Consider the following 11,454-nt stretch of genomic DNA (forward strand, 5'->3'; position numbering starts at 1 on the left):
CCATTGGTGCATTGGCAGCAGATTATCCGCTCCGGTGAGATCTGTCTCACGGCATGCAGATAAAAGTGTCGTTACTATCCCTGCCATCGAATTTGGGTACCTCTGACCCTGTGGTCGCACAGCAAACACCCTACATAAAATAATGAGTTGCTGGCGACCACCCTACTCCTCTTCCCGTATCTCCATAACCATCAATGCCGCCTGAAGAACCAGAGCGCTGTTTTGCCATACCTGCTCTGCAAGCTCTTCACTCCACTGCGGCCAGATGCGGCGGATATACTCATCACTGCCCTCACCCGGGAAGAAGCCATCTTCAAACGCTCCGGCCATTTTCTTCAGCGCGTCTTCTTTCTTGTCATCCAGCCACTCGCCCTCTTTGATGCAGGCATCCAGACCGGCTTTGGCGGTTTTCGGGAAATAAGCCAGCGGCACGTTCAGCCCCTGGTGATACAGGCGCACCAGTTCTGTCAGTGCAGCGCGGGCCTGTCCCGGTTCAACCGGGGCAAAACGGCAGTGCACGGTACCGGCTTTTTTGTCATATCCAATCAGGTTCGCCGGGGTACTTTCCCCCATAGACGCAAGACTCAGGTGGTCAATCCAGGTCGCCAGAATATCCTGCGGACGGACAGCGCCCACCCGGTAGCGCAGCAGGCCGGACTGATAGCGCTGCTTCAGCCAGCCGTTTAACTGCCACTCACGACCATCAATGGTCAGGCTGAGGCGGACTTCTTTATCCTCCAGCGGGGCGCCAGTCAGCGGGATCAGAGCGTTGAACAGGGCTTCGGTCTGGCCATGGATCTGGGCAAACTCCAGCTCACCAAACGCGCCAAACGGCAGACGCCCCTGTGCGCGCTGTTGGGTTACATAAGCTTCCACCGCCTGGTCCGGATTGCCCGCGTTCGCCAGCATGGTTTCCAGCAGGCCGTCGCGCAACTGGTATCCTTCCAGTCCGCCAAGCGCGAATGGCTCATCATCTTCCACTCCGCCCTGTGGCGGATTAAAAAACACTTTCAGGCGGCGGTTAAAGAAGTACTGAACCGGAGAGCGCCAGAAACGCTGCAGTTCAGCCAGCTCCAGCTCTACTGGCACCTCCGGTGAAAACTCTGCCAGCGCATCGCCCAGCGGGGTAATAAACGCCTGCGCGGCCTGACCATCACGATTGGCTACCGGCAGCCACTCACGTGCATAACTGGCTGAATCGCCACAGAATGCCTGCGGGCTGAACGGGGTCATGGAATGATGATGTGTCAATTCTGCCAGCAGTCTGTCACCGGAAACATCCACTTCCAGCCCCTCATCACCGGTAAAGCAGTAGTTCTGATGGCAGTACTCCATCAGCTCAGAGACCAGTACCGACGGTACTTTCTCGCTGTTGTCCTGAATCGAACGGCCCACATAACTGATATAGAGCTGCTGACCGGCAGAGAGCAGGGCTTCGAGGAACAGATAGCGGTCATCATCCCGGCGGGAACGGTCACCTGCCCGGGTACGGCCAACCATAAGGTCAAAACCCTCCGGCGGCACGCTGCGCGGATAGGCATCATCATTCATTCCAAGCAGACACACGACTTTAAACGGAATCGAGCGCATCGGCATCAGGGTACAGAAGTTCACCTGACCGGCCAGGAAACGCTGGCTGACCCGGCTGCCGGACAACCGGTTAGTCAGGTAATCACGCATCACTACCGGGCTGATTTGCTGCTCAAAACAGGCGTCACTGAGCTGTTCGGCCAGCTGGCTGAGCGCATCGCGGATGTTTTTCAGCGCCGCTTCATCCTGCTCTGTGCCAGTAAAGAAATCATCCAGCAGGGCATAAATTGTCTCATGCCAGGTTCTGGCATCGGCCGGGGTATCGAGTTTGGTGCGATAGTCAATCAGGGTCTGAACATAGTGAGCCAGCTTACCGGCCAGTTCAGCGTCCATACCCTGCACTTCTCCATACGGCGCGATCGCGTCTTCCCCGTCACCAAACAGGCCCGCCTGGTCAGACATAGCGTAACCAAGCAGCGCACGGCGGATACCAAACAACCAGGTGTTATGGGTCAGCTGTGGCAGCTCCAGGTTTTCTGCAGTGCTGCCGTCGAGTCCCCAGCGCACGCCCATATCCTCAATCCAGCTTCTGGCCTGTTCAAACTGCATTGCATCAAGGCCAAAGCGGGCCGAAATCGCAGGGACTTCCAGAAGCTCTAAAAGCTGCGACGCCTGACAGCGGCTTTGTGGCAGGGCCAGCAACTGCAGGAATGCGCTCAGCAGCGGACTTTCCTGGGTGGCGCTGCGGTCAGAGACCGAAAACGGGATATAGCGGTCACCCGGCGCGTTGCCAAACACTGCCTGAATCGCCGGGCTGTAGGTGTTAATGTCCGCCACCATTACAATCACATCGCGGGGATTGAGCGTTGGATCAGCCTCAAACATCTCCAGCAGTCTGTCGTGCAGCACTTCCACTTCCCGCATCGGACTGTGGCAGACGTTAAGCTGCAATGAGCGGTCTCCGGCGCTGACCGGCTGCTTATGCAGGCTGTCAGTCAGTTTGTTATCGTCCTGGTGCTCTTCAAGGTTGAGGATATCGGCCTGGATATGGTGCAGCAGACTGTCCCGGGGCTGGTCGACAAAGGCTTCCACCTCGTGAGCTTCCAGCTGAGAGAGCAGATAATGGTTATCCCGCCCAAGCTTGCCCATCGACGCCAGCAGACCGTTACCCACCTCGATAACGTGCAGGTTCTCATCCAGCGAGCCTTTAAGCTGCTCACTCTCACCGGCCTGCTCAAGCCTTCCACCGCGCCACTCCATATGCTGGCGGGCGCGTGCGGCAAGCCGGGCCAGATACTTACGGTCACGCACTTCACCCCAGTAGTAACGGCATGGGTTGGTAAACATCAGGTGAACATCAGTATGCTCACCGATGGCTTTAAGCGCATCCATATACCGCGGCGGCAGTGAGGAGATACCGAACACAAACAGCCTTTTCGGCAACTGCCCCGGTTTGGCCTTCGCCAGCTGTTCAATAAAGTGCTGGTACATGTTGGCCCGGTGATAATGGGACTGACCCAGCTCCCGGGTATGCTGATAGAGCGAGCGCCACAGCACCGGCTGCCACGGATGCTCACCCTCAAGCTCCGCGACCTCTTCACCTGCTTCCCACGCAGCAATCCATTCCGGACGATACACCAGATAGCCATCAAAAATATCGGCGATTTTCTCTGCCAGCTGATAGAGCTTATCGCCGTCACTGTCGCCTTCAAGATAGCGCTGAAGCGGGGCAAAGCTCTCCTCATCAAGATGACCGGGCAGCAGTGACATCAGCTTCCAGGTCATGGCTTCTTTATTGAATGCACTGCGCTCAGGCACACCGGGAAGCACCCGGGTAAACATATCCCAGATAAAGGTCGCCGGAAGGGGGAATTCCACGTTGGCAGCAATGCCCAGTTCGTCGGCCAGGGCCATTTTCAGCCACTGGGACATACCCGGGCTCTGAACCAGAATTTGCTCGGCCTGGAACGGGTGATCCAGCGGATCGCGGCGGATCAGTTCCACCAGCAGGGATTTAAGCAGATCGACTTGATTGGAGTGATAAACGGTAAACACGGGGCGCTCATTCTGAAGGCGAATATCAATTCGCACAGAGTAGCACAGCAGGGGCGAAAAGGTTGACAAAACAAGCTTGTAAAACGGTGAAAACCAGCCTGTTCCGGCTGGTCTTTTCAGTGATTAAGCAGGCTGGTTTTCCGGAGCTGCGGGTAACAGATAGTGACCAAGGTAACGCAGGGACACATAACTCACTACCAGGGTTGCCACAATAAGCTCAAACAGCGCAAGAGTATGTATCTGGCTGACATAGCGGGCCGCCACACCTGTGCTTTCCAGCCATTGCGCCATCTTAAACAGGGCGGTCGCTCCGATCACCATCGGGAAGGTGAACGCCGCGTAGCCAGGGCTGAAAGGCAGACGCATCAGATGAGTAAACGCCAGATAGATAACGAAAGTCATCAGAACCGCAATACCAAACAGCAGTGCAACCAGTACCGGTGAAGGCTCAGCTGTCACGGTAAGATAACCGGCCAGTGACAGGCTGGCTGGCGCTGCCAGAATCGCGATGGTCGGTTTGGCAGCGTCCGGCACCTGCTCACCAAATACAAGACGGTAAATCATCACCGGCAGCAAAATAGCGTAACTCACCAGCCCAAACATCAGTACGGCATTGGCGACCGGAGCCAGAGCCTGTGTGCCTGAAAAGGATACATCTGCAACGATAAGGCCTACCGGTGGCACAAACCAGCCCGGAACCATGTGATGAAGCTCAAACTCTTTAGCGCGATGCCAGACAAAACTTATCAGGAAGGCGACATGCAGCCCCACCGCCAAAAGCCACAGACTGTCTCCAAGAACAGGAATAAACTGACCGGCTGAGTGAGAAACCACCATCAGCGCCATTGCAAACGTCGGCACCACGCTGCCAACCACCGGGTGAGCCAGATCCTGACGCAGCAGGTGACGATGAAACAGAAACTTCACCGCAAGGATCACCAGCAGAACAGAGGCAACCGCAGCACCTGCCCACTGCCCTATTCCGTGCAACGACGCCGCGTTTTCCCAGCACCAGCCAAGGCTGGCAATACCCAACGCCAGACCAGCCATTGGAGTCGGCGCGCCCATTGTTTTTCTTGCAACAGTTCGGATCATGTTTTCATCCTCAGTTCTTTAGCCTGAATAAATTGTAATCTGCGCCGTTCATTAATAATATCTGAATATATTTAATGTATCGTTAAGTCAGGTTGAACATATGTCAGTCTCTTTAAAACAGCTGAGTGTCTTTGTCACCATCGCCCGGGAAAAAACCATCACAGCCGCGGCAGAGAAGTTATTTCTGACCAAAGCGGCGGTCAGTATGGCACTCTCCGAGCTGGAAAAACAGCTGGGGCAGAACCTGTTTGACCGGGTAAATAACCGTCTGGTGCTGAACGTACAGGGTAAACAGATGCTGCCACTTGCCGATGAACTGCTGCACCGTTCACAGGACATCAGTCAGCTGTTTGCCGATGACCAGCCTCTCACCGGGGAACTGCACCTTGGGGCCAGCGATACCATCGGCAACCAGGTCGTGCCTTATCTGCTGAGAGATTTTCGCGCAGAAACCGGTCACCGCAACCAGAGCCTGTTTATCTCCAACACCGCACAAATTTGCCAGAAGCTGCTCGACTACGAGCTTGATGTCGGCCTTATCGAAGGTAAAACCCAGCACCCGCTGCTCACAGCAACCCCCTGGCACTTCGACCGGATGAGCGTGATAGCCGCCCCGGACCATCCTTTGGCCGCAGAGGAAACCGTACCGGTCGAAGCGCTGGAGCAGAGTGAATGGATACTGCGCGAGCCCGGCTCCGGCAGCCGGGAGTTTTTCCTCCAGCGTATCGCGCCACGCATCGACAGCTGGCACGAAGCGTTTGAGCTCAATACCACCGAAGCGATTATTAACGCCGCCGGAGCCGGACTGGGTCTGGCCTGCCTCTCCCACCGCTCCGCCAGATGGGCTATTGAAGACGGCCGGGTAACCGAACTCAGCCTGCCACTGGATATGCAGCGCCGCTTTTGGTTACTGCATCATAAGGAGCGGTATCAGAGTCCGTTGATTGAGGCGTTTGTGGGGTTTTGCGCGGAGTGGGAGTAAACGGTTCTGGGTTCTGGGTTCTGGGTTCTGGGTTCTGGGTTCTGGGTTCTGGGTTCTGGGTTCTGGGAATATTTTCACCACCCCAGCTTGACCCGTCTACTGGTGAAGGGCTGATACTGGATTCTGGTGACAGGTAATAACTAAAAGGTAACGCTATGCTGACCGTCAGCCAACTGGCGAAAGAACTGAATATCTCCCGGACTACGGTGCTCTATTACGAACGGGCCGGGCTGCTGGAGCCTGCGCTGCGGGCAGAAAATGGCTATCGCTGGTACGGGGAGAAAGAGCTGAAACGTCTGCAGGATATTCTGGCTTACCGCTCCTATGGCGTGCCGGTCAGTGAGATTGCCACATTGCTTGCCACCCACGATAACCAGACCCAGGAGCAGGTGCTTAAAGCACAGTTCAACGCCCTGGAAGGTGAAATCCAGAAACTACGTCAGCAGCAAAAAGCCATCGTACTGCTGCTCGAACAAACGACGCTACAGGAGCTGAATATGGTAAACAAAGACCGTTGGGTGGAAATCATGCGCGCCGCCGGCCTGACCGACCAGGACATGAAAAACTGGCACACCCAGTTTGAGAAAATGGAGCCGGAATCTCATCAGGAATTCCTGGAATCACTGGATATCCCGGCTGATGAGATTAAGCGGATTCGGGAGTGGGCAAAAAGTTAATCCTCACCAACTCTTCATCGTTACCACGCTCCGGCGTGGTAATGCATACCGGAGTCAAAATTACACATCATCTTCCGTCAGGATCTGACGACAATTACGCACTGTCAGAATTCGTATTTCATTGCTGATACTGTAAATAATTCGATAGTGACCAAAGATGATCTCGCGGTAGTTCGTATGTGCCAGCTCCGGTACAAACCGCCCCATTTCAGGCGCACTTCCCAGGAGCTCCGCTTTATCAAACACTTCATTTACCCACTTTTCTGCAGCAGAAGGATTATCCAGCGAGATAAACTCTGCAGCATCGCCAAGTTTTTGAAGTGCCAGCGGAGACCAGATAACTTTCATTTCCGGATGCGCCCTAACACCTGAGCACGCGCATCTTCATTCGAAACACCCTGGCCAGCAGCCAACTGTGCCTCAGCCGTCCGCATTTCCTCAAGCAACTCAATCTTCTCCTGCATTGCTTCATACTCCGCAACATCAAGAACAACGGCAACACCTTTACCCCGCTGAGTAATCACCAATGGGCGGCGGGTCTCGTTGATCTGCTTAATGTATGAGGCAACACCAGCACGAAACTCAGACAGAGGCTGAATATCCTGGTCAAATCGAATACGGGTCATACTGAACTCTCAACGGTACAAAATAATGTACAAATAATAGTCCAACAACAGATTTTCAGCAATTACTTCCTCTTCGCCAGCCACCGGTCCAGATGATTGGCAAAATTCTGCTTATCCGCCTGGCTGAGCGGAGCCGGGCCGCCGGTCTGAATGCCGCTGCTGCGCATGGTTTCCAGAAAGTCACGCATGTTGAGGCGGGATTTGATGTTCTCAGTTGTGAACAGCTCGCCGCGTGAGCTCAGTGCCAGCGCGCCTTTGTCGATCACTTCCGATGCCAGCGGGATGTCACTGGTGATCACCAGATCATCTTTCTCTGCCAGCTTAACGATCTCGTTATCCGCCACATCAAAGCCTTTTTCTACCTGACGCATGGTCACATAGGGTGACTGAGGCAGGCGGATAAACTGGTTGGCGACAAATACCGCCTGGGTCTGGGTACGGTGAGCAGCACGCACTATGGTTTCCCGGACACTTACCGGGCAGGCGTCTGCGTCTACATATATTTTCATGGTTACCTCCACAGCGGAGTGTGGCACAAACCGCCGCAGGAAAACAGAACGGCTTTCGACCGCCCTCCCACTTCTCCCGGCGCAACTGGACATACCGGCCCCAAATCTGTATAAATGCCCAGTAATTCGCGACAGAAAATTTAAGAGGATAAACCATGGCTGTAATCGTCAAGTACGTGGTGGAGCGCAACGGAGAAGAAAAGATGACTTTTACCTCTAAGGCAGAAGCCGACGCTTATGACAAAATGCTGGATATGGCAGATGAGCTGTTCTCTCTGCTGAGTGAAAGCAATCTGATTGAAGACGAAGAGAAACAGGAAGAGCTGTCTCTGTACCTGGCTAAGCACAAAGAAGACGTGCTGGTTGCTCTGGGCGCCAAAAAGCGCAAAGCGGCACCTAAGAAGCCAAAAGCAGTTGAAACTGCTGAAGAAGATTCAGAGCAGGAAGACGCGGCTTAATCCGGCCCGGTCCGCTTTGAGAGCCACTGCTTATAAATAGCCAGCCATCGCTGGCTATTTTTCTTTCCAGCGATATTATATCGCTAATCGGACAGCCCATATCTATCGGCAGACTCAGCGCCGAAATGCCCTTTTCGGATTGGATTTGGGTCTTTATGATGCTTTTAACAATTTTATGATTGCCGGTGTGAAGGGATACGGCTTCCGGCAAGCTCAACACAATTTAAGGAGATCAATTCATGGCTCATTTTTCACTGGCCTTTGGCACCGCGACCAAAAACCGCGACGGCAAAATCATCGAAGCTTTCTTCCCTGCTCCGGTACTGAATCCTTCTGAAGCACTGGTTAACGCAGTCGCTGAAGTACTGGACTACCAGGGCGGCAACGAAGCGATTGAAGTATCTGCGGCGCAGTGCGAAGCGCTGGCAGCAGCATTTGCAGCTAACGACCAGGCAGTCAACGCGGCGTTTGCCACCAAAGCAGCCAGCTCTGAGCAGCCACTGGTAGCGGTTATTCTTGAAAGCGATGAAAAACCACAATCTGTGGCAGAAGGCTTCCTGAAACTGCAACTGATCTCTCACCGTCTGGTGAAGCCTCACGGCACCGTACTGGACGGCATCTTCGGCCTGCTGCACAACATCGCGTGGACCAGCCAAGGCCCAATCGACCTGCCTGAACTGGCAGAGCGCCAGATGGAAGCGCGCCTTGCAGGTGAAACCCTGAGCGTGGATTGTGTCGACAAATTCCCGAAAATGGTGGACTACATTGTTCCGACCGGCACCCGTATCGCCGATACTTCACGCGTTCGCCTGGGTGCGCACGTGGGTGAAGGCACCACCGTTATGCACGAAGGTTTCATTAACTTCAACGCAGGTACTACCGGTGTGAGCATGGTTGAAGGCCGTATTTCTGCTGGTGTTGTAGTAGGCGATGGCTCTGACATCGGCGGCGGCGCATCTATCATGGGTACTCTGTCTGGTGGCGGTAAAGTCGTAGTTTCTATCGGTGAAAACTCACTGCTGGGTGCAAACGCTGGTCTTGGTTTCCCTATGGGTGACCGCTGTACTATCGAGTCAGGTCTGTATGTGACCGCAGGCTCTAAAGTACAAATGCTGGATAACAGCGGTAAGCCGGTTGAAACCGTGAAAGCACGTGACCTGGCAGGCGTTCCTGATCTGCTGTTCCGCCGCAACTCAATGACCGGCCAGATCGAGTGTCTGACCAACAAGAGCGCAGTTGAACTGAACCACGAGCTGCACAGCAACAACTAAGCTAATGCCATTGGTATAAATGCTATTTTTAACGCCAGCCTCCGGGCTGGCGTTTTTGTTTGTGATCCCGATCGTTGACTGTGAAGAAATTCGGGAGACAATGCCCCTTTCTTCCGCTTAATAAGATCTGCCATGAGAATTGTCGCTGTTACCGCCTGCCCTACCGGCATCGCTCACACCTATATGGCCGCTGATGCGCTCAACAAAGCCGCACACAAAGCCGCTATAACCATCAAAGTTGAAACCCAGGGCGCGATGGGCATCGAGAATCAGCTCAGCACTCAGGATATTGCCCGTGCAGATCTGGTACTGATCGCTTCTGATATAGAAATCGAACAGCGGGCCCGCTTCAGCGGCAACAAAATTCACTGCGTGACGATAGAAGAAGTGCTGACGGATGTGGACTCCGTACTGGAGCGTTGCCGCCAGTTATGATTGAACGCCGGATCACTTTTGTCCTGCCAGAAGATGGCTTTGCAAGCTGGAAGCTTAACCGGCTGAAAGTGCTGGGAGGCATGTTTCGCTCGGTGATCATGCTGGTTAACGTGACCCGGCAGAAAATGGTCAACGCTGAGCAGAGCCTGCAGGTCATGGCGCTTGGCGGCCAGCAGCACGACCTGTGTCAGCTGCATATCGAAGGCAGTGATGCCGAGCTGGCCTGCATGGTAATGACCGATTTTGTCTCTGAACAATTTACCCTGGTCAATACCGCTCATAAGAGTAACGCCAAAACCAATATCGCCCTGCTGCGTCAGCTGCCAACATTCAGCCTGCCGTTTACCCTGCACTATCATTACGAAAAGCTGAGCCACCACTTTGACCATAAGATAGAGCTGCTGGCAGAGGTCGCCAAACAGGTTAAACCGGATGGCTGCGATGCCCTGCTTGATGAACTGGTCACAAGGGAAAAGGTTTCTTCAACCGCCATCGGCCACGGTATCGCCCTGCCTCATCTGATCACAGACCAGGTCACCCAGCCTGAACTGGTGGTCTATAAACTCCCGGAGCCACTGGACTGGCAGTCAAAACTAGGCAAAACAGAACTGGTCATCGCCCTGCTGCTTCCCAAGCCACCACAAAGGGATATGCTGATAAGCATCACCAGCCTGACCCGCTGGCTGCTCAACCCCGAATACTGCCACCTGCTCACCAGCAGCCGCGAACCGGAAGCGATCAAAGCGCTGCTCATTCACCGGCTGGCACAGGGGCACTGGCAAACTAACTAACAGATTTCTCTCTGCTAATTCCGGCTTTGATATCTATTCGATGATCCGATACTCGCTGGGCGTATGCCCGGTCCGGCTCTTAAATACCCTGAAGAAGTAGTTCACATCCTGAAAACCGCAGCGCAACGCAACTTCTGCCAGGCGGAAATCGTATTTACGCAGCATAAATTTGGCCCGGTCGATACGGACCCAGGTGATGTAATCGGCCAGGGTCATGTGGCCCTGCTGGCGGAACAGGCGTGACAGGTGGTTGGGAGAGATACAAAAGCGCTTCGCGATACTGGCGCGGCTTATTGAGCGGTGGAAGTTCTCCTGAATATAGATACAGATCCCCTGATAGAGGTCTTCACTGCGCTTTTTGGCTGAGGTATCCGGCACGCTCAGCATCTGCTGGCTGTAAGTCAGCAGCGCGGCCAGCAGGTGTTCATCCATCGGGGCACGCACCGGCTCACGGGCCAGGGCGTTAAGGGCAGCAAGGATGTGGTCGATAGCATGGCCGGTACGGGTCTGGATACTGTGCTTCTGCACATCCACAAAACCACTTTCGCCTTTGCGTTTACTCACCAGACTCAGACCCAGCTGACGGCGGCCAAACAGAAAACTCACCACCGAGCAGTCCCCTTCCCAGTTGGGCTTGTTCCAGCAGTTCGGCGGTATATAGAGCGCATCACCGGAGAGTACTTTAATCGTCGAAATACCCTGCTCTCCATCCTCTATCTCGTTCTCATATTCTCCGCTGACCACCAGTTCCAGGCGGGGAAAGTTCACCTGATAGCTGAAAGGGGGCGGCGTATGCTGATCAGAGGCAAACCAGATACGGTTGAAATGCTCCCGTTCAGACAGCAGGGTGTCGAGAAGATCGCGAAAAACCTGACTCATTTCGGCTCCGGTTGTGCAGTGTTCTGAGGTTAATCAGGGGAAAAACGTGATTCAAATCACCAAAAATGACAACGGATCACAGGGTACTTATATCTAGTCAGTGCAGTTCTGGCAATTAATAAAATCCATTTACAGCATCGCAAAAT

At 54.2% G+C, this 11,454-nt stretch carries 12 protein-coding genes; 6 read left to right on the top strand and 6 right to left on the bottom strand.

The annotated features are described in order from the left end of the window. Positions 1-162 precede the first annotated feature (162 nt). Positions 163-3,585, bottom strand: coding sequence for an exodeoxyribonuclease V subunit gamma (recC, locus tag ACVB80_RS11875; protein WP_481081495.1), 3,423 nt, complete (start codon positions 3,583-3,585; stop codon positions 163-165). A 123-nt stretch (positions 3,586-3,708) separates the two neighbouring features. Then, complete coding sequence (locus ACVB80_RS11880; protein ID WP_481081496.1) at positions 3,709-4,680, bottom strand: TDT family transporter; 972 nt, start codon at positions 4,678-4,680, stop codon at positions 3,709-3,711. Positions 4,681-4,780: 100 nt separating this feature from the next. Between ACVB80_RS11880 and ACVB80_RS11885 the strand changes: the two genes are divergently transcribed. Both ACVB80_RS11885 and ACVB80_RS11890 read left to right on the top strand, forming a co-directional pair. Beyond that, positions 4,781-5,662 (top strand): LysR substrate-binding domain-containing protein, encoded by an 882-nt coding sequence (locus ACVB80_RS11885; protein WP_481081497.1) that lies wholly within the window; start codon positions 4,781-4,783, stop codon positions 5,660-5,662. Positions 5,663-5,817: 155 nt separating this feature from the next. Then, the gene (locus ACVB80_RS11890) at positions 5,818-6,339 is read left to right on the top strand and encodes a MerR family transcriptional regulator (protein WP_481081498.1); all 522 of its coding nucleotides are present in this window, start codon (positions 5,818-5,820) and stop codon (positions 6,337-6,339) included. A 60-nt stretch (positions 6,340-6,399) separates the two neighbouring features. Here ACVB80_RS11890 and ACVB80_RS11895 read toward each other — a convergent pair whose 3' ends face one another. The 3 genes from ACVB80_RS11895 to ACVB80_RS11905 form a co-directional block, all read right to left on the bottom strand. Continuing rightward, complete coding sequence (locus ACVB80_RS11895; RefSeq protein ID WP_481081499.1) at positions 6,400-6,687, bottom strand: type II toxin-antitoxin system RelE/ParE family toxin; 288 nt, start codon at positions 6,685-6,687, stop codon at positions 6,400-6,402. Next, complete coding sequence (locus ACVB80_RS11900; protein WP_481081500.1) at positions 6,684-6,965, bottom strand: type II toxin-antitoxin system Phd/YefM family antitoxin; 282 nt, start codon at positions 6,963-6,965, stop codon at positions 6,684-6,686. Before ACVB80_RS11900 ends, ACVB80_RS11895 begins: the two co-directional genes overlap by 4 nt. A gap of 62 nt (positions 6,966-7,027) precedes the next feature. Further along, positions 7,028-7,474: a YaiI/YqxD family protein gene (locus ACVB80_RS11905; RefSeq protein WP_481081501.1), complete on the bottom strand. Its 447-nt coding sequence runs from the start codon at positions 7,472-7,474 to the stop codon at positions 7,028-7,030. Positions 7,475-7,629: 155 nt separating this feature from the next. Here ACVB80_RS11905 and ACVB80_RS11910 point away from each other — a divergent pair, with 155 nt between their 5' ends. The 4 genes from ACVB80_RS11910 (at position 7,630) to ACVB80_RS11925 (ending at position 10,429) form a co-directional block, all read left to right on the top strand. After that, entirely contained in the window at positions 7,630-7,932 is a 303-nt protein-coding gene (locus ACVB80_RS11910; RefSeq protein WP_481081502.1) for a YebG family protein, read from the top strand. A 239-nt stretch (positions 7,933-8,171) separates the two neighbouring features. After that, the gene (gene dapD, locus ACVB80_RS11915) at positions 8,172-9,203 is read left to right on the top strand and encodes a 2,3,4,5-tetrahydropyridine-2,6-dicarboxylate N-succinyltransferase (protein ID WP_481081503.1); all 1,032 of its coding nucleotides are present in this window, start codon (positions 8,172-8,174) and stop codon (positions 9,201-9,203) included. 132 nt (positions 9,204-9,335) lie between these two features. Continuing rightward, positions 9,336-9,638 carry a PTS fructose transporter subunit IIB gene (locus ACVB80_RS11920; RefSeq protein WP_481081504.1) on the top strand — a complete coding sequence of 101 codons (303 nt, stop codon included), beginning with the start codon at positions 9,336-9,338 and terminating at the stop codon, positions 9,636-9,638. Next, positions 9,635-10,429 (top strand): PTS sugar transporter subunit IIA, encoded by a 795-nt coding sequence (locus ACVB80_RS11925; protein ID WP_481081505.1) that lies wholly within the window; start codon positions 9,635-9,637, stop codon positions 10,427-10,429. The genes ACVB80_RS11920 and ACVB80_RS11925 overlap by 4 nt, the downstream gene beginning before the upstream one ends. Before the next feature lie 33 nt (positions 10,430-10,462). Here ACVB80_RS11925 and ACVB80_RS11930 read toward each other — a convergent pair whose 3' ends face one another. Next, positions 10,463-11,308 carry a helix-turn-helix transcriptional regulator gene (locus tag ACVB80_RS11930; protein ID WP_481081506.1) on the bottom strand — a complete coding sequence of 282 codons (846 nt, stop codon included), beginning with the start codon at positions 11,306-11,308 and terminating at the stop codon, positions 10,463-10,465. Positions 11,309-11,454 lie beyond the last annotated feature (146 nt).

This window comes from Vibrio sp. 9-16B-A1, assembly GCF_056726165.1.